This window comes from Polycladidibacter stylochi, assembly GCF_001562055.1.
Lineage (GTDB): Bacteria > Pseudomonadota > Alphaproteobacteria > Rhizobiales > Stappiaceae > Pseudovibrio > Pseudovibrio stylochi.
This window is the reverse complement of sequence record NZ_LLWE01000024.1, coordinates 1-22,754: the sequence shown is the minus strand read 5'-3', so window position 1 is coordinate 22,754 and position 22,754 is coordinate 1. Positions and strand designations below refer to the sequence as shown.

Here is a 22,754-nt window from a genome sequence, read left to right as displayed (position 1 = left end):
CTATACAGGGATGTTATGATCGGCGGCAAAGCTTTTTAAGAACGAGCGCACATCGTCCAACCCGTTGCACAATTGCAAGTGTGTTGAAAACTCAGGGCGCAGTTTTTCCAAATCCAGCTGTAAAAGCATGGTTTTCACAGGGCCAATTGAGGCTGGAGACATGGATAGACGCCGGTAGCCAATAGCCAGTAGTGCCATAGCCGACAAGGGGTGACCTGCCAGCTCACCACACAAGGTAACCGGTTTGTCCAGTCTGTTTCCAACTTCAACAATAGACTTGAGTGCGCGCAAAAATGCCGGAGCAAGACTATCGAAGCGTTCAGCCACACGGTTGTTGCCACGATCTGCTGCATAAAAGAACTGGAACAAGTCGTTAGAACCGACAGAGGCGAAATCTACCTCTGAGAAGATTTCTTCCAACTGGTAAAGCAGGGCAGGAACTTCAATCATCACGCCCAGTTTCAGCTCTGCGGGTACTTCATGGCCATGTTGTTTCAAATGAGCCAGCTCTTTTTCTACCAGTTCGCGGGCGCGGCGGTATTCGCTGGTGTTAGCCACCATAGGAAACATAATACGCAATTTGCGGCCTGCACCAGCGTGGAGCATGGCACGAATTTGTGTGCGTAGCATACCGGGGCGGTCAAGGCCGAAGCGGATGGCACGCCAACCCATGGCAGGGTTTTCTTCCTGCGCAAAGCGCAAATACGGTAATACTTTATCGCCGCCGATATCAAGCGAGCGGAAGGTCACTGGCTTATCGCCCGCCATGTCCAGCACTTTTGAATAAAGCTCTTGTTGCTCACTCATACGCGGGATGGAAGAGGCAACCATAAATTGCAGTTCGGTTCTAAATAGACCGACCCCGTCAGCTCCGGCATCGACCATGGACGGCATATCAACCAGCAAGCCCGCATTAAGCTGAAGCTTTACGTTTGTGCCATCCTTGGTGCGGCTTTCCATTTCCCGTTGCTGGCGGTACTGCTCTTGTCTCTTGGCTCTAAAGCGTACTTTGTCGGCAAAGGCTTGTTCGACATCACTCGCTGGGCGCAAGAAAATTTGTCCCACTTCGCCGTCAACAATAATGGCATCATTAGCTTCGGTAAGAGAAACAATGTCTTCCACTTGCCCGACGGCGGGTATGCCGAGCGCACGGGCCACAATGGTCACGTGGCTGGTGGGGCCGCTTTCTTCCAGTACCAAACCGCGAATACGATCACGGTCATAGTCCAGCAGTTCGGCAGCGCCCATATTGCGGGCAATGATGATGGCGTCTTTGGGTAAATCGCTATCATTGGCACCATGTTCGCGGCCCATAAGCTCGCGGATGAGGCGGTGGGCGAGGTCATCCAGATCATGCAAACGCTCGCGCAGATAAGGGTCGGTCTGCCTCAACATCTGGGCGCGCGTGTCGCTTTGTACCTTTTCCACGGCAGCTTCGGCGGTTAGTCCGTTGCGTATAGCTTCTTCAATTTTGCGCACCCAACCACGATCATAGGCGAACATGCGGTAGGCTTCCAGCACCTCGCGATGCTCGCCATGCTGTGAAAACTCTCCAGAGGCAAGCATGCGGTCAAGCGACTGACGCAAGCGTAGAACGGCGTCGTCAAGGCGTTCTTTTTCGCTATCCGCGTCCTCTGCAATCAGATTGGTGATAACAACGCGCGGCTCATGCAGCACCACATGGCCAAGGCCAATACCGTCGGCCAAGCTTACGCCGGTCAGGTGCATCGGGCGAATGACATCAATTGTCGTGCCTTTTTGGGCGATCGCTTCCAGCTCGCCTGCTGCAACCATTTCGGCAATAACCATTGCCGTGGTTTGCAAGGCCTCGACTTCATCTTCAAAGTACGTGCGGTGCTCTTTGTTTTGAACAACCAAAACGCCAAGTGTTCGCCCAGCGCGCAAAATGGGAACGCCAAGGAAAGAGTTGTAATGCTCTTCTCCGGTTTCCGGCCGATAAGCAAATGATGGATGAGCCTGTGCATTTGGCAGGTTCAGGGGGCGTGCATTGGAAGCAATAAGGCCAACCAAGCCTTCGCCCACGTTGAGAGCAGTTTCATGAACCGCCCCTTTATTGAGACCTTCTGTGGCAAACAGCTCCAGAATACCGTCGGCGCGCAATATGTATACAGAGCAAACCTCTGCAACCACATTTGCTGCAATCAGACGAACAATATTATCGAGCCGCTCCTGCGCGTCGATGGGTTCTGCCATCACCTCACGGAGGCGACGCAGTAGAACGCGTGGTCCGGCCAAGCTGCTGCGCATACCTGCCCTACCCTGTATTTGAGTTTCAGGCCATTATAGCCAATTGCACGCTCCGGGTAAAACCAGAGCGTGAATTCTTAAATTTGGTAAGAAGAGATTCTAACCGTCAAGACCGTATAGCGAATGCAGAGTCCTTACTGCAAGCTCAGTATACGCAGAATCTATCAATACAGAGATTTTAATTTCCGATGTGGTAATAGCACGGATGTTGATGCCCTTCTCGGCAAGACCACGGAAACACTCGGCAGCAACACCAGCATGAGAACGCATGCCCATGCCAATAACCGAGACTTTTACAACGTCTGTAGCCCCTTCGATGTTCTCAAAGCCAATACCTTCCAGGTTGCTTTCAATCACCTGACGGGCGCGTTCATAGTCGCTTTCAGGTACCGTAAAGGTAATATCGGTGCTTTTGCCATCTGGGGATATGTTCTGGACAATCATATCCACATTGATGCTTGCCTCAGCCAGCGGAATGAACACATTACTGGCTACACCGGGCTTGTCGGCTACATTGCGGATTGAAATCTGGGCTTCGTCCTTAGAGTAGGCGATGCCTGTGACCACTTGCTGTTCCACTATTTCGTCCTCGTCACAGATCAGGGTTCCCGGCGGTAAGCCGCCTGCGCCCACTTGCGGCGCATCCGGGTCGTCAAAACTTGAGCGTACAAAGGTGCGTACACCATGTATCATTGCCATTTCTACTGAGCGGACTTGCAAGACCTTGGCACCTAGTGATGCCATCTCCAGCATTTCCTCAAAGGCAACGCGGTCAAGGCGCTGTGCTTTGGCAACGATACGCGGGTCCGTGGTGTAGACACCATCTACATCAGTGTAAATATCGCAACGGTCGGCCTCAATTGCGGCTGCAATGGCTACGGCACTGGTATCAGAGCCACCACGTCCAAGCGTTGCTATGCGGTTGTCAGGGGCCAGCCCTTGGAACCCGGCAATAACTGCCACTTGTTTGCGTTCAAGGCGCTCGATCAGCGTCTTGCCTTCAATGCTCTTTATTCGAGCAGCGCCATGCGCTTCGTTGGTGCGGATGGGGATTTGCCATCCTTGCCACGAGCGGGCATCGACGCCCATGTCTTGCAGTACAATCGACAGGAGGCCGGAAGTTACCTGTTCTCCAGAGGCAACCACGGCGTCGTATTCGCGTGCATCATGTATTGCTGCAGCTTCTTTTGTGTATCCGACAAGTGAGTTGGTAACCCCTGACATTGCAGAGACAACAACTGCCACTTCGTTTCCTGCGTCCACTTCTCGTTTCACATGCCGCGCAACATTGCGGATGCGGTCGAGGTCGGCGACGGAGGTGCCGCCGAATTTCATTACTAATCTGGCCATCGCCTAATTTTTCCTCCGAGGGCCTTGCAGCAGGCTGTATAGGAGCCATAATTCGTGCCCATGCATACAGCTAGTGGCTATTCATCGCAACCTGTGACTTGACAAATTCGTCAAGACGAACCACCAGTTGGCCTGTTGCAGAGTGAGGGATGGTATCATGAGCGCCGCGCAAAATGACAGCACTGTTAATCGTGCCACAATTGATGAAGCCGAAGTTGCCCGCTTTTCGGCGATTGCCGCCGAGTGGTGGGACCCGAGTGGAAAATTTCGTCCCTTGCACAAGTTTAGCCCGGTGCGGGTGGGCTACATAAAAGAGTATATTTGTGACGCTTTCGATTGTGATGAAAAAGACCCTCAGGCTTTAAGCGGCCTGAAGATACTCGATATCGGTTGTGGTGGCGGTCTGCTTTCTGAGCCGATGGCACGGATGGGTGCAAGCGTGACTGGCGCGGATGCTTCGGAAAAGAACATCAAGGTGGCGTCCGTTCATGCGCAAGAAAATGGGTTAGAGATTGACTACCGCGCCGAAACTGCCGAGCAACTGGTGGCAGCAGGCGAGCAGTTTGATGTTGTTTTGAACATGGAAGTTATTGAACACGTTGCGGATGTTGACCTTTTTCTTGAATCCTGCGCCAAGTTGGTGAAGCCGGGCGGCTTAATGTTTATTGCTACATTGAACCGCACTTTAAAGTCATATGCATTGGCGATTATCGGGGCTGAATATATTTTGCGCTGGCTGCCAGCAGGTACCCACAGCTATGATAAGTTTCTCAAGCCGGAAGAAATTGAGGTGCCGCTCAAAGGCTTTGGTATGGAAGTTTTCGAGCGGTGTGGTGTGAGCTATAATCCACTCATGGATTCCTGGTCACGCTCGACGGACCTTTCGGTGAATTATATGATGATTGCCCGTAGGCCAAAATCTGCCTAAAGGTATAAGCTTTAGAATTCGGGAGTGGTTTCAATGGGGCAGCCAGTTGTTGTTTTGCCCGCGCTGGTGTGTACGCAAGCGCTGTTCGACCCACTATTCAAAGCGCTGCCTGATCATGAGATAATCTGTGGTGACACTTTTGAAAATGACAGTGTAGAGGCCATGGCGGCGGCAACGCTGGCACGCGCCCCGGCCTCATTTGCACTTATGGGTGTCTCCATGGGAGGGTATGTGGCGATGGAAATGATTCGCCAAGCACCTGAACGAATTAATGCTTTGATTTTAATTAGTACCAATGCAAAGTCAGATAGCCTTGAAATGCAGCGTACACGTGCGCAGCAATGCGAAATTGCGGCCAAGGGCGGTTATGGCAAAATTATTAGGGCGCAATTTCCAAGTATGTTTGCGCAGGCACAGCAGGGGCGGGATGATTTGCGTCAGTGCCATCGGGCTATGGCCGAGGCTGTGGGTGTACAGGGGTTCGTCAACCAGCAAAAAGCAATTGCTGCACGTCCTGCATCACTTGAAACATTGAGCGGGTTTGCAGCCCCTTGCTGCCTCATTCATGGTGGGGAAGATATCGTTACACCCTATGAAATGATGGATGAAATGCATGCGGTATTACCTGGCAGCCAGTTGCAGCAAATTTCCGGAGCAGGGCATTTGTGTTTACTAGAGAAGCCTAGGGAAGTTGCCTTTAAAATCTCTGGGATATTGAGCAGCTAGATTTATAGTCTTGCTCCCTTATTTTTAATTGTAATCACAATGACCTACAGCTATTTCGGGAACCCATAAATCACCCGTTAAATATGAGGGATATCAGCTCGACCGTTTCCTTGCCTATAACCTTCGCCAAGGTGTATCAAAAAATGACGGCACCGATTGTTGTGTGTGATCTATGCACAACAGAACCTACGCGGACCCAGAGTTTCTACGCTGATAGCAGACAGCGGGAGGAGGCGTTATGAGCAAGGAAGGCAATCACTTTAATTGGTCAACTGATAGTTGGGAGCAAACTTCGCAGGCTTGGTACTGGGCCGAGGAGTTCGACAGGCTTAATGGAACTGGCTTGCAACATATGGCGGTAAGCCAAAAAGACTGGTTTTCAACTGGCCATGATCTGTTGGCACAGCATTTAACGTTCGTCCAAAAACGTTGTCAGGCGCAGTTCGAACTTTTTACACGATTAATGGCGTTTCCGAATGGCCCAGAAATGGGACGTTTAACCTCTGAGTTTATGGGTAATGCGCTAACTGACTATCAAGAATATGGCAGCGAAGCAGCCGGACAAATGCTTTGTGGTTTATCTGGCTGTGTCGAAACAAATGAGCATACAGCACAAGAGTGCGCCCGTGCTTTCAAAGAATTGTCAGAGCGGGACAAAGATAATTTGCATCCAGGAGAGCACAGCTATGAGAAACCGAAGCGAACGGCTCGGGTAAAAAAAACTCAGGAAATTAGCAAAACTGTTGCTGCAAAAAAGGACGAGGATGTCAGTCCTATAACGAAGGCTCCAATGCAAAAGCAGGTGAGCACTAAACCTGCGCCACGCAAGGCCTCTATTGCTGTAAAGGACGAGAATACTATTGCTGTTGATGTGAGTTCTACCCCTGAAGCTGCAACTGAAGTAACTGCTGCAAGCGTAAGCAGCAATGTCAAACGGCCACGTCGCACAGCAAGTACCGCAGCAAAAGCAAAGACAGCAGGCGGAAGGCGGGCACGACAAACGCCAGCATAAAAAAAGCGAAAGCAGGTGTCTCCTGTTTTCGCCCCTAATGCGCAATCATAACAATAATAAAGGAGCGCTGTAATGACAAAAATTACACATATCGCAGCTCGTGAAGTACTTGATAGCCGTAGTACACCAACTGTTGAGGCTGAAGTCATTTTAGAAGATGGCTCGCATGGCTTGGCGATTGTGCCATCAGGTAAATCTACAGGTGCGCGTGAGGCGCTTGAGCTGCGCGATGGGGATGCTCGTTATTTGGGCAAGGGGGTTTTGAAAGCTGTTGACCATGTGAATGGCGAAATCCGCGAAGCCTTGGTTGGTTTGCATGCCGAAGAGCAACGGCAGATCGATATGGGTATGATCGCGCTGGATGGCACCGGAAATAAGGGGCGGTTGGGTGCCAACGCAATATTGGCGGTATCGCTTGCAGTGGCAAAAGCTGCTGCCAATGCGGCCTTTTTGCCGTTGTATCGCTATATTGGCGGCAGCAATGCCCACGTTTTGCCATTGCCAAGTATGAATGTGATTAACGGGGGTGCACACGCCGATAATCCTATGGACTATCAGGAATTTATGATTATGCCCATTGGGGCGGACAGTATGCGCGAGGCGGTGCGCATGGGTGCGGAAGTGTTTCACACACTACAAAAGCAATTGCACAATGTGGGACAGCCTACCAATGTGGGGGATGAGGGCGGCTTTGCCCCGAATGTGGCGAATGCGCGTGAGGCACTGGACTATATTGTTGGTGCGATTGAAGCAGCAGGTTACCAGCCGGGCCGCGATATTGCCATTTGCCTTGATCCCGCAGCTTCGGAATTTTGGCGTGATGGTGCCTATCACTTCAAGGGGGAGAACTTGACCCGCAGCATTGACGCGCATGTGGACTATGTCGTTAAGCTGGTTGAAGACTACCCGATTATTTCTGTCGAAGACCCTATGGGAGAGAATGATAGGGAAGGGTGGAAGAAAATTACCCACGCATTAGGCCAGCATTGCCAAGTGGTGGGTGATGATAATTTTTGTACCAATATCAAATACCTGAATGAGGGGATTGAGCAGGGTATAGCGAATTCAATTTTGATTAAGCTCAACCAAATTGGTACATTAAGTGAAACGCTCGACACCATAGAGCGGGCACAAACGGCTGGCTATACATGTTTTGTGTCACATCGTTCGGGCGAGACCGAAGATACGACAATTGCTGATTTAGCGGTGGCTACGAATTGTGGCCAGATCAAAACAGGCTCAATGTCGCGAACTGATCGCATTGCCAAATATAACCGTCTTATGCGTATTGAGGACGAATTGGGCGATACTGCCGTTTATGGCGATCACAGCTTTATTGAAAGAAGTTTGCGTCGCTTTAAGTAAAATACGTTTCTTGCTGCCAAACCCAGCCAGCTTTTGCATGCAGGTTGTTTGTGGTAAGCTTTTTGACGCGCATAATGTACATCAACGGGTAATCTCATCCGTTGATGCTTTTTGATAAACCAAGGAATACTTGCATCAAGTGCATATTACTAACAAATAATGGATTGTAGTTAGTATAGCGCTTTATCGCGTTAATTCTTGTCTTCTGGCAATGTGGGTAGGGGAACAAGGCCAATGCCTTCGTCCATCAGCTCCTTGGCATCATTAACGGTGGTCTCGCCGTAAATACCCCTGGCTTCACTTTCGCCATAATGGATTTTGCGGGCTTCTTCGGCAAATGCATCGCCAACATAGTCGGCATTTTTTGTTGCTTGCTGGCGAAACTCGCGCATTTTATCCATTAATTCGCGCAGGGGTGCGGGTGTTTCTTGTAATTGAGGTTTGGCCGAGACACTGCCCATTGCAGGTAAAACACTCTTTTTTGCTGTGCTTTCTGCTGATGACAAGGGCGCTTTGGCTGGTGTTGCGGCTTCTTTTTCGGGTTGTTTGGCTGCTTGCTCTTCGTTTGCACTCTTGGCTTTTTGCGCTGCTATTTCTTGTTGGCGCTGGGCCTGCGCTTTTTTCTGGTTGCGCGATGTGGAAACGTTGGGCGCCATTAATTGCTTCTCAACAGATGCCGATTGGCAAACAGGGCAAGTAACGAAGCCAAGCTGTTTTTGTTTTTCATAGTCATCTGAATTGCGGAACCAAGCCTCAAAGCTATGCTTTTGGTCGCAAGCAAGTGAATATTTAATCACCTGAATTCTCCTCTGCGCCTAGCGCAGATACTTCAAAAGAGCGGGCATTGGCAAGGGCCGGTATGCGTGAACGCGCAAGTTTTACCTGCTTCCTGTCAATTTCTGCCAGTAAAACCGCTGGATTGTCATGTTCTAATTCGGCGATGACCTCACCCCAAGGATTAACCACTAAGCTATGGCCGTAGGTTTCGCGCTTGTCTTCATGAAGGCCACCTTGAGCCGCGGATATCATGTAGGCACCATTTTCTATAGCTCTGGCCCGCTGTAGTACGTGCCAATGGGCTTTGCCTGTTTGGCGGGTAAAGGCGGCTGGAGCAGTCAGGATATCGGCCCCTTGTTGGGCTTGGGCTCGAAACAGCTGTGGTTGGCGTACATCATAGCAAATTGCCATGCCAAAATTTGCATAGGGGCTGGTAATAATAGGGGCGGTGGTGCCTGCGATATAGCTTTCAGATTCGCGCCAACTTTCACCATTGGGTAAATCGACATCGAACATGTGAATTTTGTCATAGTGCGTTATAATTTCACCTGTTGGAGAGATGAAAAATCCACGATTGACAAGCATTTTTGGCCCTTGCCGCAGTCCTAGTGAGCCAAGGTGAAGATATATGCCCAACTGCGCCGAGAGTTTACACATTCGCGCTAAAAAAGGGTCTTGCTCTTGTGTGTAGGCAGCCTGCCATTGTGCTTGGCGGGTGCGGGTGAGCAGGTTACTCATTTCGGGCGTTTGTATATATTGTGCGCCTTTGGCAGCTGCTTCACGCACAAAAGCCTCACAGGCTTTCAAGTTCTCTTCAGGGTCTTGGCCTGATCGCAATTGAATTACAGCTGCCCGAAATGTTGTCATGCTCAATACCCTTGCTTGTTAGGCAATCGCCAACAGGGCATCAAGTTGCCCACGGCGTTCCAGTGCGTAGAGGTCGTCGCAACCACCAACGTGCTCTTCACCTATGAATACCTGCGGATACGTTGCAGCGCCATTAGATTTTGAAATCATTTCCTGGCGGTATGCGGGGTCTTTGCTGGCATTATATTCAACATAATCCACATTCTTTTGGTCAAGCAAGCGCTTGGCTTTGGCACAATAGCCGCACATGTCGCGGGTATAAATAACGGTGTTTGCCACGTTCAGTTTCCTTATCTCGTCTTAATGCTCTGTTTTAACGTTGTTTTACAGCATTTCTTGGGAGCATTGGGTAAAACAGTTTTTCCTGAGAGCATCTATATAGGTCACTGGCTGTGCGGTACAAGTGAGCGTTTAATCGCACACGAGGTTTCTTCGCCACCCTCGGTTTTGAAAAGCCTGCGACTTCTAGCGGGCACGGTATGTAACGGGCATGGTTATGGCATGTAGAGTTATGCAAGGGGGACGGTTGCAAATACCGCAAGATCGACAGTTCGTGCCCCGGCAAGGTGTAACTGGTGTGCGCATGCTTGTGCCGTTGCGCCTGTTGTGAAAACATCATCAACCAGAATGACATTTTGCCCCGTCACTAGGCCTATGAATTGCGGTGCTAGTTTAAAACCGTTTTGCAGGTTTTCCTGACGTTGCTGCTTTGTTAGCCCTACTTGCGGCGCGGTGTTTTTTATTCGCTTGAGTGCGGGATAATGTATGCAGCCACTATAGTTTTCTAGTTGATGGCATAAAAGCTCTGCCTGGTTGTAACCGCGCTGCCATAGGCGCACTGGGTGCAGAGGCACACTTACCAAAATACTCTTGTCTGTTACCAGCGCGTTGAAGTTTTGTCGCATAAGCGTGGCCATGAGCTGGGCAAGTTGTGGCATGTTGCGATACTTCAAGTTATGCACCAGAGTTTGCGCTGTCCCCTTGTAAAGGGATGCGGTACGTACACGGGAGATATGGTGTAAGGAACTGGCAAGTGCTGCTGGCGAGTGCGCCTCCTTGCCCAAGTCATAGGGTAATGGTGTGCCCAAGTGCTGGCAAATAGGGGGGGTGATAATTGTTAGTTTGTGATAGCAGGCTGGGCACAGTGCGCTTGTGTTGTGATTTGGTAATGGGGCGATGATTTGCCCACAGGCACCACAGGTGGTAGGCCAGATAAGTTCTTTGATTTGGTGCCAAATTATTTTGGCGAAAGAACCTATATTTAAACGATATTTGTTTTGTGCAGTGTGTTGAGGCAAAAGGTTCATTTAGACAAGTTTCGCAATATTCGCTATGAAGTGCGATTATAACAAGTTGTCGCAGCTCTGCGGCCTCTCTCATTTTCATGGTGCCATTTTGGGTATGTGGAATCGGGGAGCGGTGCATCTAGCTGCACTCTCGTTTTGCAAAGGTACATTGATATGCAAAAAGAACCGCTTTTCGACCATAATTCGCTCGTTTTGCGTCGCAAACTGGCACTAAAACGATACGAAAATGATAGCGGTTTTTTAATGGAAATGGCCGCAGATGATTTGCAAGAACGTTTATGCTTAACCACGAAAAGCTTTGATTTGGGGCTGGATCTTGGGGGCCATACCGGTTTGGTTTATCGGGCGCTGAAGCAGTCGGGGAAAGTGGGAGAGGTCCTGCGCGGTGATTTTTATTGCGCTGATCCGAATTTGCCGAAACCTGATTTTGTTTTGGATGATCGTGCTTTACCGCTGGCTGCAGAGCGTTTCGACCTGATTGTCTCGGCCCTTCACTTGCAGCTTGTTGATGATTTACCGGGCGTATTATATCAAATAAAGCAAAGCCTTAAGCCTGATGGCTTGTTTTTGGGTACCATGCTCGGTCAAGATACACTTTATGAGCTGAGAGATTGCCTGATGCTTGCTGAAATGGAATTGAGCGGTGGGGTGTCGCCGCGGGTCATTCCCTTTGCAGATACAAAAGATTTAGGGGGGCTGTTGCAGCGGGCAGGCTTTGCTTTGCCAGTGAGTGATGTGGACCGGATAACTGTGCGCTATGATTCTGCTTTTAATCTGATGCAGGATTTGCGGGTTATGGGTGTCACCAATCCGCTTAAAGATCGACTTAAGTCACTGAGCCCAAAGAATTTATTTTTCCGTGCCGCCGAAATTTACCATGATAAATACGCCGATGAAGATGGCCGTATTCGTGCCACTTTTACACTGGCTTCGCTTTCTGGCTGGGCTCCACATGAAAGCCAGCAAAAGCCATTAAAGCCAGGCTCGGCAAAGGTAAGCCTGGCTTCTGTATTGCCTTCAAAGCAAGGGAATTAGTCTGTTTGGGGCATATGGTTGGCTGTATTGGCGATTTTATCGCCAGTATCTTCAAAACTGGTTCCCAATGAACTGCCCAACGTTAGAAATGCCGTGACCACGATGACAGCAATGCTTGCGGCAATGAGCGCGTACTCAATGGCAACTGCGCCTTTTTCGTCCTCGGTTAGGTATGGTAGTGAAAAGCCGCAGTGACTTTTGCGCGAAAGCCGCAATAGTGAAATCATAGTTGCCCCGAAACTCACATGGAGGCAAGCTCCATGATATGTGGAATTAGTGGTTCGTCAGCCGGTGGCATATCGTAGTCTCTCAAGCGAACAGGTCTTACCCATTTAAGCGCTTGATTTTCCTTCCCCATAGGTGTGCCGCTCCACCGTCTACAAACGAAAAGTGGCATAAGGAGATGAAAATCTTTGTAACCATAGGATGCAAAGGTGAGGGGAGCGAGGCACTCTTTTTTAACCACAATGCCAAGTTCTTCGTGCAATTCGCGAATGAGCGCTTCCTCGGGAATTTCGCCACTTTCTAACTTGCCTCCTGGAAATTCCCAGAGTCCTGCCATTGATTTGCCTTCCGGGCGCTGGGCCAGCAGTACTCTGTTGTCTGCATCAAGCAAAGCACAGGCGACGACAATAACATTCTTAACCATTTGGAAGTCCCGTTTTGGTACAGTTAGGTATGTGTTTGTTAACTGTAATTATTTTGGTTTTAGGTAGTGGTAACGATAGGCTTCTTTATAGCCAAGCGAGGAATAGAGGTCTTGCGCGGGGGTGTTAACTGTCACTGCTTGTAACCATGCTGTTTGTGCTCCGGCTTCCGCTCCCAGACGTTGAACTTCGATTACCAATGCGCGGGCCAGTCCTTGGCGCCGCGCCCAAGGGGCGGTGGCAACGTCGAAAATTCCAAGGCAGTCGTCGTCTATCACGCCAAGCAAGACAGCTGCAGTCCTGCCGTTGCTATCACTTGCCTTTAAGCATAACAGCTGTGCGGGGACAGCGGATAACGCGACTTCCAAGCTTTTAAGGGCATGCGGTTGAACGACGGCATCGCGTGTTCCACCAATCTCTTTGAAGGCGAGGATAAAGTCTGCAAGCTGGCAGCGTTCAAGGGTATAAGATGCGGGTAAATCTGGCTCTCCGAGGGCCCAGATCGTACGTTCCAGAACAATCGTTTCCCCGAGCCTTTGGGGGCATAATTGCAATGCTAAGGGTTCCACATCCTTAGGCATTAACGGGGTCCAGCGAATGTGGAAAGGAATGCTGTGGTTGGCAAAGCGAGCCCGCGATTGCATCAGGCGAGCTTCGATGTTCTTGTTGTCGCTGGGTTCGTAAAAGTTAAGCGAGTTGATACGCCTTGAAGGGTTTTGTGGTGTTAGGCGGGTTATCCACCCGCCATCAAAATGATTTTTATAAGCCGGGAATGAGTTTAAGTTGGCTTGTTCCAATCGTAAAACCCGCTCCAGTGTACAAACCGGTGCGGGTCCTTGTTCGCATTTAGCTTCTGTAATCACCATTAATGGCCACATATTCCTTTGTGAGATCGCAGGTCCAGACTGTGTTGGACCCTTCGCCAATCCCCAGATCAACTTTTAAGAGAATCTCTTTGTTCTTCATTACCAACGAGGCTTCTTCCTCGCTGTAGTCCGGATCGCGCTCGCCTTCAACAGCGACGCGAATATCGCCGAACCAAATGGCCAGTTTATCACGATCGGCAGGTTCGCCAGCCTTCCCAACGGCCATAACCACACGGCCCCAGTTGGCATCTTCGCCTGCGATAGCAGTTTTGACGAGAGGTGAATTGGCGATGGAAAGGCCGATCTTTTTTGCCGAGTTGCTATCTATTGCGCCTGTAACCTGTACTTCTACAAATTTGGTGGCACCTTCACCGTCGCGGACAATCATATGCGCGAGTTCTCGCATAACATCTTGTAATGAAAGCTTAAAGCCTTCCAGGCGCGGATCGTCAATATCCGTGATTAACTCATTGTTGCTTTTGCCCGTGGCAGCTAGCAATACTGTATCAGAGGTTGAGGTGTCGCTATCTACTGTGATCGCATTGAACGAACCGGTCACACAGTTGCTTAAAAGTTGCTGGAGAACTGGGGCTGCAATTGCGGCGTCGGTAAACAAAAAGCCAAGCATGGTTGCCATGTCTGGTGCGATCATGCCAGCGCCTTTGGCTATACCGTTCAGTGTCACAGTTTTGTCCCCAAGCATGATTTGTCTTGTGGCCATTTTGGGGAACGTGTCAGTGGTCATGATTGCTTCGGCGGACTGGCGCCAGTGGCTGTCGCTGGCCAAACGTACTAGGCCTTCTATAACATTGGCGAAGCGATCGGCTGGCAATGGCTCGCCAATGACACCCGTTGATGCCAAGTACACTTCTTCTTCATGGCAGCCAAGCGCTTCCATCACCATCCTGGCTGAAAGGCTTACAGATTCTTGGCCCTTTTTACCGGTAAAAGCGTTTGCGTTGCCGGAATTTATAAGAATTGCCCTGACTTTACCGTGATCGAGGTTGTGTTTGCACCAATCCACTGGTGCGGACGAACACATTGATTTGGTGAAAACGCCAGCGATTTGAGTGCCTTCATCGAGAATCGCCAAAGTGACATCTGATCGCCCTTCATATTTGATGCCCGCGGCGGCTGTGGCCAAGCGCACACCTGCGACAGGGGGCATACTAGGGTAACTACTTGGTGCAAGTGGTGATAATTGACCAGACATAGAGGGCTCCCGATATAAAAACTCCGGTTGGAGTTAAACCAACCGGAGCTAAATTGACAAGGCACAATTGTGTTAATCTCCTGAGGTGTTCTCAGGAAACTATTATTTCTTTGTGTCTTTCGGAGTTTCTTTTGCAGCTTCACCCTGAGGCTCTGCCTTGAGCACTTCTACTTTGGTATCCGCTTTAAGCTTTTCCATAACCTCTTTGTATTTGGCAACGGTAAGCTCTTGCTTAATATTATCTTTTACCTGGTCAAAGGTTGGTTTTGGTGTTTTACGGCTGTCTTCAACCTTAATGACATGGTAGCCAAATTGTGTTTTTACCGGCTCTTTGCTGAACTCGCCTTTTTTCATGGCGAAGGCTGCCTGTTCAAACTCTGGTACCATTTGGCCTTTGCTGAAGTAGCCAAGCTCGCCGCCGTTCGCGCCAGAAGGGCCTGTGGATTTCTTTTTCGCCAATTCTGCAAAGTCTGCGCCGCCTTCAAGCTCTTTGATGACTTCCTTGGCTTCTTCTTCTGTTTTCAAAAGAATATGGCGGGCCGAGATTTGCGGTGTGCCTTCAAAATTCGCATAGCGCTCATCATAGGCAGCTTTGACCTGATCATCGGAGACAGCGCTTGCGATGAATTTTTGATAGTAAACATTGCGTAGGGCGCGATTGCGCTCAAATTTCATAAGCCTTTTGAAGTTCTCGTCATTTTCCATGCCGTTTTTTTCTGCGGCATTGGCGAGTACATCCATTTCTACCATGACGTCGATCAATACCTTACGCCACTCGGTTGGTGGAACGCGCTGCAACTGGGGTGCATAATCGCGGGCTGCGAAAGCCAAATCGGCTTCGGTGACTTCCTGCTTGCCAACTTTTGCAACAATATCATCAAGCTCTTCGGCATTGGCTTCAAGTGCTGTGATGTTCAACGCAATGGCACAAACGGCCACTGTTCCGGCAAGAGTTTTTGTAAATTTACGAAGCATTCGCGGTCTTTCTCCAGTTACATGGCGCCCAAAATGGACCTTTAATTACAATAAAGCGCAGTCAAGCATGCGCTGTTACCGTTGACAACTTAGTGACCCCCTCTTATCTCTCTGACGCCCTGCTTTTTTTGGGAGGGCTTCTGAAGAGTTGCAGCACGAGACTGCCAAGACGTGGGTCTGTAGCTGCATAGATCAGAAATTTGACGATTTCTAGGGCGCTTGCATCGATTGTGAATGAAGCAGCCCACAAACAGGAAGGACCGCCACATGGTGGGGCTCGGCACACTCGCTCGTAAGATATTTGGTTCAGCTAATGACCGTAGGGTTAAAGTGCTGCGGCAAAAAGTTGATATGATTAACGCTTTAGAGCCAGAAATGCAGGCTTTAAGCGATCAGCAACTGCAATCCAAAACGGACGAGTTCCGCCAGAAGTTACGAGATGGTGCTTCTCTTGATGATTTGCTGGTGCCCGCGTTTGCTGTTGTACGCGAGGCTTCCAAGCGTGTGTTGGGCTTGCGCCATTACGATGTGCAGCTCATTGGTGGTATGGTTTTGCATGCAGGCCAGATTACCGAAATGCGTACGGGTGAAGGTAAAACACTGGTCGCAACGGCGCCTGTTTATCTTAACGCATTGACAGGTAAGGGTGTTCACGTTGTGACAGTGAACGATTATCTGGCTAGTCGCGATGTGGAATGGATGGGCAAGGTCTATCGTTTCCTTGGCTTGACCACCGGTCTTATCGTTCATGGTATCAGCGATGAAGAACGTTTGGCTGCTTATGCTGCGGATGTAACTTACGGTACTAATAACGAATTCGGCTTTGATTATCTGCGCGATAATATGAAGTATGAGCGCGAAACAATGGTTCAGCGCCCACATCACTTTGCGATTGTCGATGAGGTTGATTCCATTCTTGTCGATGAAGCCAGAACGCCGTTGATTATTTCCGGTCCGCTTGAAGATCGAACAGATTTTTACAAGACAATAGACGGCTTTATACCGCAAATCAGCACTGAAGATTACGAGCTGGACGAAAAAGCGCGCTCTGCGACCTTCACCGAAGAAGGCAATGAAAAGCTTGAAACGTTACTGGCTGAGGCCGGTTTGCTGAAAGGTGATTCGCTATATGATGTGGAAAACGTTGCGGTTGTTCACCACCTTCAACAGGCACTGAAAGCACACACACTTTTCCAACGTGATAAAGATTATATTGTCCGCAATAATGAAGTTGTAATTATTGATGAGTTTACAGGTCGTATGATGCCAGGCCGCCGCTTTTCCGAAGGGCTTCACCAAGCCTTGGAAGCGAAAGAAAGTGTTGCTGTTCAGCCTGAAAACCAGACGCTGGCTTCGATCACGTTCCAGAATTACTTCCGTATGTATGAAAAACTTGCCGGTATGACAGGTACCGCTATGACGGAAGCCGACGAGTTTATGGATATCTACAGCCTTGAGGTTATCGAGATTCCTACGAACTTGCCTGTAAAGCGTGTGGATGAGGATGACGAAGTCTACCGGACAGCTGAAGAAAAATACAACGCGATCATTGAGTTGATTGATGACTGTAATGGCCGTGGTCAACCGATACTGGTGGGTACGACGTCCATTGAGAAATCAGAGTTGATTGCCGAGCTTTTGAAAAAACATGGATACAAGCAAATCGACTTGTCTAACCCAAAAGCCTTTGCGCCGCTCTATGAAAGCAAAGATGGTAAACACCCTAAGCTGTTTTCTGTTTTGAATGCGCGTTATCACGAGCAAGAAGCCTCTATTATTGCTCAGGCCGGTGTGCCGGGTGCCGTGACGATTGCAACCAATATGGCGGGCCGTGGTACCGATATTCAATTGGGCGGTAACGTGGACATGCGGTTGGCTGCCGAACTTGGTGATATGGCTGAGGGGGCAGAGCGCACTTCAAAAGAAGCATCCATTAAAGAACAGATCGAGAGCTTAAAGCAGACTGCGCTTGAAGCCGGTGGCTTGTATGTGGTTGCTACCGAACGCCACGAAAGCCGGCGTATTGATAATCAGCTGCGTGGTCGTTCCGGCCGTCAGGGTGATCCGGGCTGCTCTAAATTCTATTTGTCATTGCAAGATGATTTGATGCGCATTTTTGGTTCTGAGCGCATGGATTCCATGCTGCAGAAACTGGGCCTAAAAGAGGGCGAGGCAATTGTTCATCCATGGATCAACAAAGCGCTTGAAAAAGCTCAACAAAAAGTTGAGGCACGTAACTTCGATATTCGTAAGAACCTTCTGAAATTCGACGATGTTATGAACGACCAGCGTAAGGTGGTGTTTGAGCAACGTCTTGAAATGATGGATGGCGAGGTTATTCAAGAAGCTGTTGCGGAAATGCGTGAAGAGGTTATTGAAGACCTCGTTGCCAAGTATATTCCCGAGCGCGCCTACCCAGAGCAGTGGGATACAGAGAGCTTACAAAGTGAAGTTCACAATGGCTTGAATTTGGACCTACCGATTGTGGATTGGGCCAATGAAGAAGGCATTGCCGATGAAGAAGTGACCGTACGGATAAAGAAAGCGGCTGCGGAGGCTATGGCTGCAAAAGCTGCCAATTATGGTGCCGATATTATTCGTCAGGTCGAAAAAGCTATTCTTTTACAGACAGTTGATCATTTATGGCGCGAACACTTGGCGAACCTTGACCACTTGCGCTCTGTTGTCGGTTTGCGTGGCTATGGCCAACGTGATCCGCTACAAGAATACAAGACCGAGGCTTTCTCGCTGTTTGAAGCAATGCTCTCGAACTTGCGCATGGCAACCACAAGCCAGCTAATGCGGGTTGAGTTGGTGCAAGAACAACCACGTATGCCAACCAATGCGGACCTGCCGCAAATGAGTGCTCACCACACTGATGCCACAACAGGTGAAGACGAGATGGCATTGGCCGATCGTCAATTGGCTGCAGCGCGCGCGGCAGCGGCACCAGATGGACGTGATCCTGAAAGTCCAGAGACTTGGGGTAAGGTTGGGCGTAACGAACCTTGTCCTTGTGGTTCGGGCAAAAAATACAAGCACTGTCACGGTGCTTTGGTATAAAGCTATCGAATGCGACGGGAGGCTTCGGCCTCCCGTTTTTATTTGTCCTTGAGAATCTATTGGGCTGGTGCCGCTAGATAACCTTTAGGGTGTCGCCATCAGCGAGTGTGCCGTTATTTTCGACTTTTAAATAAATGCCAAAGTCCATATGGCCATAATTTTCGCTTAGGATTTTAGGTAGTGGCAAGTCTCTTTGGGCACTCTCAAGATTTACAGTTGTTGCAGCGCATCGCTTGGTGGCTTTGTGGAACGAGAAACGCACGCCTCCGCTGCTTTCGATGGTTTTGTCTTGCCATTCGAACTCTTGCCATGGCTCTAATCCCTCTACCAAGATGTTGGCGCGAAAGCGCAGCGGATCGAGTTGTTGACCTGTGATCTTTGAAAGCTCACGCAGGCTTTGCGCATTAATCAAGTGGATGCGTTTTTCTTTTAAGTCCGAAAAGGAATGGTTTGCAGCGTTCAGGACTTTTGCTTTTCCTGTGAGCTCATCGTGCATTTCCGTATCAAAGAAATCTTCAATTTCTTTCCGACCTTCAGGCTCTAACAGGCAGCCTTGCGCAAGTGTTTGGCCGCTCTTATGGATAGTAAGTATTTGTGTTTGCATGTCAAAACTGGTTTTAAGTTTTGCAAGGCTGGCAAACCGTGCCAAAACGATGAAGCGCATTTTGGAGATATGCTGCGGGTTTTGCGGGTCAAAACCGGCAGGACCATTTTCAATTGCATAAGCCCTGTCAAAGGGGAATGTGCCCCCGGTTTGTAAATCAACACTTTTTAGTTTTTCTGGACTTAAGCCTTTTACGGGGTAGGTCCATAATTGTGAAATTTGCATGTGCTTACCTGGCAAACAATTGATTTAGGTGAAATCGGGAGTTGGAGTGTACAGCTAAAGTGCTGAGGACGAAAGAATTTTCGTGGTTTGGTCTGGGCGGGGCAAGGTTGGAATGGCTAGCATATTAGAAATAAAAAAATGTCTTCCCCTTTTGTGCGTAATTTACATGACTATATCAAAGGAGTGGGAAGAAAATTCCCTTATGTGAGTGCTTCGAAGAAGGCTCACGGTTTCTTACAGGCCGTACACGCTTCGGGTGTGCTGGTAACAGGAGATCATAGATGAATATTGAAAAGTATACAGAACGTGCGCGTGGCTTTATCCAGTCGGCTCAAACTTATGCCATTGGTCAAAACCATCAACAATTTACGCCAGAGCACATCCTTAAGGTTTTACTGGATGACAAAGAAGGACTGTGTAGTGGTCTGATTGAGCGCTCCGGCGGCCGCACGCAGGATGTACGCTTACAGGTGGAAGCCGACTTGGCTGCAATGCCGCAGGTTTCTGGTGGCAATGGCCAGCTCTATCTGGCCGCAGAAACAGCACGCCTCTTTGAACAGGCTGAGAAAATCGCCGATAAGGCGGGGGACTCTTTTGTCACAGTTGAGCGGTTACTCCTGGCGTTATGCATGGATAAAAGTAGCAAGGCTGGAAAAGCTTTGGCACAAGCTGGTGTAAACGCTAGTGGTTTGAACGAGGCAATTAACGCATTGCGTAAAGGGCGCACAGCTGATTCTGCATCAGCCGAAAACCAGTATGATGCGTTGAAGAAATACGCGCAGGACCTCACACAGGCGGCGCGTGATGGCAAGTTGGACCCGGTTATTGGCCGTGATGAAGAAATCCGTCGCGCCATACAAGTTTTGTCACGTCGCACGAAAAACAACCCTGTCCTCATTGGTGAACCCGGTGTTGGTAAAACGGCCATTGCTGAAGGCCTTGCCCTGCGTATTGTTAATGGAGATGTGCCGGAATCATTACGTGATAAACAGCTACTTGCATTGGATATGGGTGCATTGATTGCTGGTGCCAAATATCGTGGTGAGTTTGAAGAGCGCCTAAAGGGTGTTTTGAACGAGGTGCAAGCGGCCGAAGGTGGCATTGTGCTGTTTATTGACGAGATGCACACTTTGGTTGGGGCAGGTAAGTCTGACGGTGCCATGGATGCCTCAAACCTGCTCAAGCCTGCCTTGGCGCGTGGTGAACTGCACTGTGTGGGTGCCACAACGCTGGATGAATATCGCAAGCATGTGGAGAAAGATCCAGCATTGGCGCGGCGTTTCCAACCGGTGTTTGTCAGCCAGCCCAGTGTGGAAGACACTATTTCTATTTTGCGCGGCATTAAAGAAAAGTACGAGCTGCACCATGGGGTGCGTATTTCCGATAGTGCTATTGTCGCTGCGGCGACGCTTTCTGATCGCTATATCACCGATCGTTTTCTACCTGATAAAGCCATTGATTTGGTCGACGAAGCGGCAAGCCGTTTGCGCATGCAGGTGGATTCAAAGCCGGAAGAGCTGGACGAGTTGGATCGCCGCATTATCCAGCTGAAGATCGAGCGTGAAGCGTTAAAGAAAGAAAGTGATGATGCCACAAAGGAGCGGCTTAATCGTCTGGAAATCGAACTCAGTGATTTGGAAGAACAATCGCAGGCACTGACCCAGCGCTGGCAAGGCGAAAAAGACAAGCTGAGTTCGGAGCAAAAGCTAAAAGAGCAGCTTGATGAGGCACGTATTGCATTGGAGCAAGCGCAACGTCGTGGTGATTTGGCCAAGGCAGGCGAGCTTGCCTATGGTGTTATTCCCGATTTAGAGCGCAAAATAACGGCTGCAGAAGCTTTAGATGAAGACGACACAGCGACGATGGTCAATGAAACCGTTGAGAGTGAAGGTATTGCACAGGTGGTTTCTCGCTGGACCGGTATCCCGATTGATAAAATGCTGGAAGGTGAGCGTGAAAAGCTGCTGCGGATGGAAGAGGAAATCGGTAAGCGGGTCATTGGTCAAGCCGAAGCGGTGAGTGCTGTATCTACCGCAGTGCGACGTTCGCGTGCCGGTTTGCAGGACCCGAACCGTCCAATTGGCTCATTTTTGTTCTTAGGTCCTACCGGCGTGGGTAAGACCGAGCTGACCAAATCGCTGGCGTCTTATCTGTTTGATGACGAGACAGCTATGGTGCGCATAGACATGTCCGAGTTCATGGAAAAGCATAGTGTCGCCCGTTTGATCGGAGCTCCTCCCGGTTATGTGGGCTACGAGGAAGGGGGGGCATTAACCGAGGCTGTTCGTCGTCGCCCCTATCAGGTTGTGTTGTTCGATGAAATCGAGAAAGCGCATTCGGATGTCTTTAACGTTCTGCTGCAAGTGCTTGATGAAGGGCGCTTGACCGATGGACAAGGGCGTACCGTCGACTTTCGCAATACACTGATCATTTTAACTTCCAACCTGGGGGCAGAATTTCTTGTTCTTCAGGAAGAGGGGCAAGGTGTTGACGCGGTACGTGAGCCGGTTATGGCGGCAGTGCGCAACCACTTCAGGCCTGAATTCTTAAATCGTCTAGACGAGATCATACTCTTCCACCGTTTGCAACGAGAGCAGATGTCGGCGATTGTGCATGTACAATTGAAGCGCTTGCAAAAGCTGCTGGATGATCGTGGTATTCAGCTTGATCTGAATGATGCTGCCATAAACTGGCTGGCAGACAAAGGCTATGATCCAGCCTATGGCGCACGACCATTGAAACGGGTGATCCAAAAGCAGGTGCAAGATCCGCTAGCTGAGTTAATCTTGGGGGGGGAAATAATCGAGGGGCAAAAAGTCGAAAGCACAATTCAGGATGGCCAATTGACCTTTACAACAATGTAAGCATCTTTGGGCGTAAACTCATAGAAACCCTCGCCAGAATGGCGGGGGTTTGCTTTTCGCATTAGTCTTTTCTTTCACTTCGTCCTCTCCTGGCACTTTTTTGCCAGATCTTGCTCTCGTTTGGGGCTCACTTATTTATTGATCTTTGCGCTTGGTGTTTGTCTGGTTGTTCGCTCTCCACTTTGTCTCTGTGTTTGTGTTTTCTCTCTCTCCTAGGTTCGGCTTTTCGTTGTTTTGCTTGTGCTGTTGATTTTAGTAGTTTGTTAAGGATTGGTGGAAAAGAGGGTTGTTTATAATGGTTTAGTTGAATTGCTGGGTGTTATTTCGTGTTGTGTTTCTGCGGGTTTTCCTGTTTTGTTCTTGTGTGTATATCTATGGTTGTGAGGGGGGTGTTTTGGTGTAGTTTGAGGGTGTTTTTGGGTGCTTTGAGAAGTTTTTTGCGCATTTTGTTATTTTTTATGCTTGTGGTGTTGACGGGTTGGGTTTGAGTGCCTATAAACCGCTCCACGCCAAACGGACGGGCCCCACGGGGTTGCCGGATGGGGTTGAAAAAAGCGAGGAATTTCCTCGGGTTCATTGACAATTGAATATGATTTAGAAAGAGAAACGTAGGCGGCGCTGTCTGCGACTTGGGATCTGGATGAGAGTTTGGATTTTGAGTT

General features: G+C 49.4%; 20 protein-coding genes. 7 read left to right on the top strand and 13 right to left on the bottom strand.

The annotated features are described in order from the left end of the window. Window positions 1-2,268: a phosphoenolpyruvate--protein phosphotransferase gene (ptsP, locus tag AYK67_RS06480; RefSeq protein ID WP_068083965.1), complete on the bottom strand. Its 2,268-nt coding sequence runs from the start codon at window positions 2,266-2,268 to the stop codon at window positions 1-3. A 99-nt stretch (window positions 2,269-2,367) separates the two neighbouring features. Beyond that, complete coding sequence (locus AYK67_RS06475; protein ID WP_068083964.1) at window positions 2,368-3,618, bottom strand: aspartate kinase; 1,251 nt, start codon at window positions 3,616-3,618, stop codon at window positions 2,368-2,370. Between the two features lie 157 nt (window positions 3,619-3,775). Here AYK67_RS06475 and ubiG point away from each other — a divergent pair, with 157 nt between their 5' ends. The 4 genes from ubiG (at window position 3,776) to eno (ending at window position 7,649) form a co-directional block, all read left to right on the top strand. Beyond that, complete coding sequence (gene ubiG / locus AYK67_RS06470; protein ID WP_068083963.1) at window positions 3,776-4,546, top strand: bifunctional 2-polyprenyl-6-hydroxyphenol methylase/3-demethylubiquinol 3-O-methyltransferase UbiG; 771 nt, start codon at window positions 3,776-3,778, stop codon at window positions 4,544-4,546. Between the two features lie 33 nt (window positions 4,547-4,579). Further along, a complete protein-coding gene (locus AYK67_RS06465) occupies window positions 4,580-5,272 on the top strand; it encodes an alpha/beta fold hydrolase (protein ID WP_068083962.1) in 693 nt (230 codons plus the stop codon). A gap of 238 nt (window positions 5,273-5,510) precedes the next feature. After that, entirely contained in the window at window positions 5,511-6,284 is a 774-nt protein-coding gene (locus AYK67_RS06460; protein WP_068083961.1) for a hypothetical protein, read from the top strand. A 72-nt stretch (window positions 6,285-6,356) separates the two neighbouring features. After that, on the top strand, window positions 6,357-7,649 hold the full coding sequence (gene eno / locus AYK67_RS06455) for a phosphopyruvate hydratase (protein WP_068083960.1): 1,293 nt from the start codon (window positions 6,357-6,359) through the stop codon (window positions 7,647-7,649). A 191-nt stretch (window positions 7,650-7,840) separates the two neighbouring features. Here the strand turns inward: eno and AYK67_RS06450 are convergent, their stop codons facing one another. From AYK67_RS06450 to AYK67_RS06435, 4 genes are all read right to left on the bottom strand, one after another. Then, entirely contained in the window at window positions 7,841-8,446 is a 606-nt protein-coding gene (locus AYK67_RS06450) for a DUF1178 family protein (RefSeq protein WP_068083958.1), read from the bottom strand. Next, entirely contained in the window at window positions 8,439-9,293 is an 855-nt protein-coding gene (locus AYK67_RS06445) for a carbon-nitrogen hydrolase family protein (protein ID WP_068083957.1), read from the bottom strand. The genes AYK67_RS06450 and AYK67_RS06445 overlap by 8 nt, the downstream gene beginning before the upstream one ends. A gap of 18 nt (window positions 9,294-9,311) precedes the next feature. Continuing rightward, on the bottom strand, window positions 9,312-9,572 hold the full coding sequence (gene grxC / locus AYK67_RS06440) for a glutaredoxin 3 (RefSeq protein WP_068083955.1): 261 nt from the start codon (window positions 9,570-9,572) through the stop codon (window positions 9,312-9,314). A 230-nt stretch (window positions 9,573-9,802) separates the two neighbouring features. Beyond that, a complete protein-coding gene (locus tag AYK67_RS06435) occupies window positions 9,803-10,600 on the bottom strand; it encodes a ComF family protein (RefSeq protein WP_068083953.1) in 798 nt (265 codons plus the stop codon). Between the two features lie 153 nt (window positions 10,601-10,753). Between AYK67_RS06435 and AYK67_RS06430 the strand changes: the two genes are divergently transcribed. Next, the gene (locus tag AYK67_RS06430) at window positions 10,754-11,635 is read left to right on the top strand and encodes a methyltransferase domain-containing protein (RefSeq protein WP_068083951.1); all 882 of its coding nucleotides are present in this window, start codon (window positions 10,754-10,756) and stop codon (window positions 11,633-11,635) included. Here the strand turns inward: AYK67_RS06430 and AYK67_RS06425 are convergent. The 5 genes from AYK67_RS06425 to AYK67_RS06405 form a co-directional block, all read right to left on the bottom strand. Next, window positions 11,632-11,862, bottom strand: a complete 231-nt coding sequence (locus tag AYK67_RS06425) for a Flp family type IVb pilin (protein ID WP_082735678.1) — start codon at window positions 11,860-11,862, stop codon at window positions 11,632-11,634. The genes AYK67_RS06430 and AYK67_RS06425 overlap by 4 nt on opposite strands. Before the next feature lie 14 nt (window positions 11,863-11,876). Further along, window positions 11,877-12,284 carry an 8-oxo-dGTP diphosphatase MutT gene (gene mutT / locus AYK67_RS06420; protein ID WP_068083949.1) on the bottom strand — a complete coding sequence of 136 codons (408 nt, stop codon included), beginning with the start codon at window positions 12,282-12,284 and terminating at the stop codon, window positions 11,877-11,879. Between the two features lie 48 nt (window positions 12,285-12,332). After that, window positions 12,333-13,148 (bottom strand): GNAT family N-acetyltransferase, encoded by an 816-nt coding sequence (locus AYK67_RS06415; RefSeq protein WP_068083947.1) that lies wholly within the window; start codon window positions 13,146-13,148, stop codon window positions 12,333-12,335. Next, complete coding sequence (gene argJ / locus AYK67_RS06410) at window positions 13,129-14,361, bottom strand: bifunctional glutamate N-acetyltransferase/amino-acid acetyltransferase ArgJ (protein ID WP_068083945.1); 1,233 nt, start codon at window positions 14,359-14,361, stop codon at window positions 13,129-13,131. Before argJ ends, AYK67_RS06415 begins: the two co-directional genes overlap by 20 nt. Window positions 14,362-14,463: 102 nt before the next feature. Beyond that, entirely contained in the window at window positions 14,464-15,336 is an 873-nt protein-coding gene (locus tag AYK67_RS06405; protein ID WP_068083943.1) for a peptidylprolyl isomerase, read from the bottom strand. Window positions 15,337-15,603: 267 nt separating this feature from the next. On the opposite strand from AYK67_RS06405, the gene secA reads away from it, so the two are divergent. Beyond that, window positions 15,604-18,399: a preprotein translocase subunit SecA gene (gene secA / locus AYK67_RS06400; protein WP_068083940.1), complete on the top strand. Its 2,796-nt coding sequence runs from the start codon at window positions 15,604-15,606 to the stop codon at window positions 18,397-18,399. Window positions 18,400-18,472: 73 nt separating this feature from the next. Here the strand turns inward: secA and AYK67_RS06395 are convergent, their stop codons facing one another. Next, the gene (locus AYK67_RS06395; protein ID WP_068083937.1) at window positions 18,473-19,228 is read right to left on the bottom strand and encodes an MOSC domain-containing protein; all 756 of its coding nucleotides are present in this window, start codon (window positions 19,226-19,228) and stop codon (window positions 18,473-18,475) included. A 281-nt stretch (window positions 19,229-19,509) separates the two neighbouring features. Here AYK67_RS06395 and clpB point away from each other — a divergent pair, with 281 nt between their 5' ends. Next, on the top strand, window positions 19,510-22,092 hold the full coding sequence (gene clpB / locus AYK67_RS06390) for an ATP-dependent chaperone ClpB (RefSeq protein WP_068083934.1): 2,583 nt from the start codon (window positions 19,510-19,512) through the stop codon (window positions 22,090-22,092). A gap of 319 nt (window positions 22,093-22,411) precedes the next feature. Here the strand turns inward: clpB and AYK67_RS17360 are convergent. Next, a partial coding sequence (locus tag AYK67_RS17360; RefSeq protein ID WP_206597509.1) for a hypothetical protein occupies window positions 22,412-22,754 on the bottom strand: 343 nt, incomplete at its 5' end.

Coding starts and splice junctions, on each gene's coding strand:
- AYK67_RS06435 (WP_068083953.1), bottom strand. CDS start 10,600: ATGAACCTTTTGCCTCAACACACTGCACAAAACAAATATCGTTTAAAT.
- argJ (WP_068083945.1), bottom strand. CDS start 14,361: ATGTCTGGTCAATTATCACCACTTGCACCAAGTAGTTACCCTAGTATG.
- AYK67_RS06460 (WP_068083961.1), top strand. CDS start 5,511: ATGAGCAAGGAAGGCAATCACTTTAATTGGTCAACTGATAGTTGGGAG.
- AYK67_RS06415 (WP_068083947.1), bottom strand. CDS start 13,148: ATGGTGATTACAGAAGCTAAATGCGAACAAGGACCCGCACCGGTTTGT.
- AYK67_RS06405 (WP_068083943.1), bottom strand. CDS start 15,336: ATGCTTCGTAAATTTACAAAAACTCTTGCCGGAACAGTGGCCGTTTGT.
- eno (WP_068083960.1), top strand. CDS start 6,357: ATGACAAAAATTACACATATCGCAGCTCGTGAAGTACTTGATAGCCGT.
- ptsP (WP_068083965.1), bottom strand. CDS start 2,268: ATGCGCAGCAGCTTGGCCGGACCACGCGTTCTACTGCGTCGCCTCCGT.
- AYK67_RS06445 (WP_068083957.1), bottom strand. CDS start 9,293: ATGACAACATTTCGGGCAGCTGTAATTCAATTGCGATCAGGCCAAGAC.
- clpB (WP_068083934.1), top strand. CDS start 19,510: ATGAATATTGAAAAGTATACAGAACGTGCGCGTGGCTTTATCCAGTCG.
- AYK67_RS06465 (WP_068083962.1), top strand. CDS start 4,580: ATGGGGCAGCCAGTTGTTGTTTTGCCCGCGCTGGTGTGTACGCAAGCG.
- AYK67_RS06395 (WP_068083937.1), bottom strand. CDS start 19,228: ATGCAAATTTCACAATTATGGACCTACCCCGTAAAAGGCTTAAGTCCA.
- mutT (WP_068083949.1), bottom strand. CDS start 12,284: ATGGTTAAGAATGTTATTGTCGTCGCCTGTGCTTTGCTTGATGCAGAC.
- AYK67_RS06425 (WP_082735678.1), bottom strand. CDS start 11,862: ATGATTTCACTATTGCGGCTTTCGCGCAAAAGTCACTGCGGCTTTTCA.
- AYK67_RS06475 (WP_068083964.1), bottom strand. CDS start 3,618: ATGGCCAGATTAGTAATGAAATTCGGCGGCACCTCCGTCGCCGACCTC.
- AYK67_RS06430 (WP_068083951.1), top strand. CDS start 10,754: ATGCAAAAAGAACCGCTTTTCGACCATAATTCGCTCGTTTTGCGTCGC.
- ubiG (WP_068083963.1), top strand. CDS start 3,776: ATGAGCGCCGCGCAAAATGACAGCACTGTTAATCGTGCCACAATTGAT.
- secA (WP_068083940.1), top strand. CDS start 15,604: ATGGTGGGGCTCGGCACACTCGCTCGTAAGATATTTGGTTCAGCTAAT.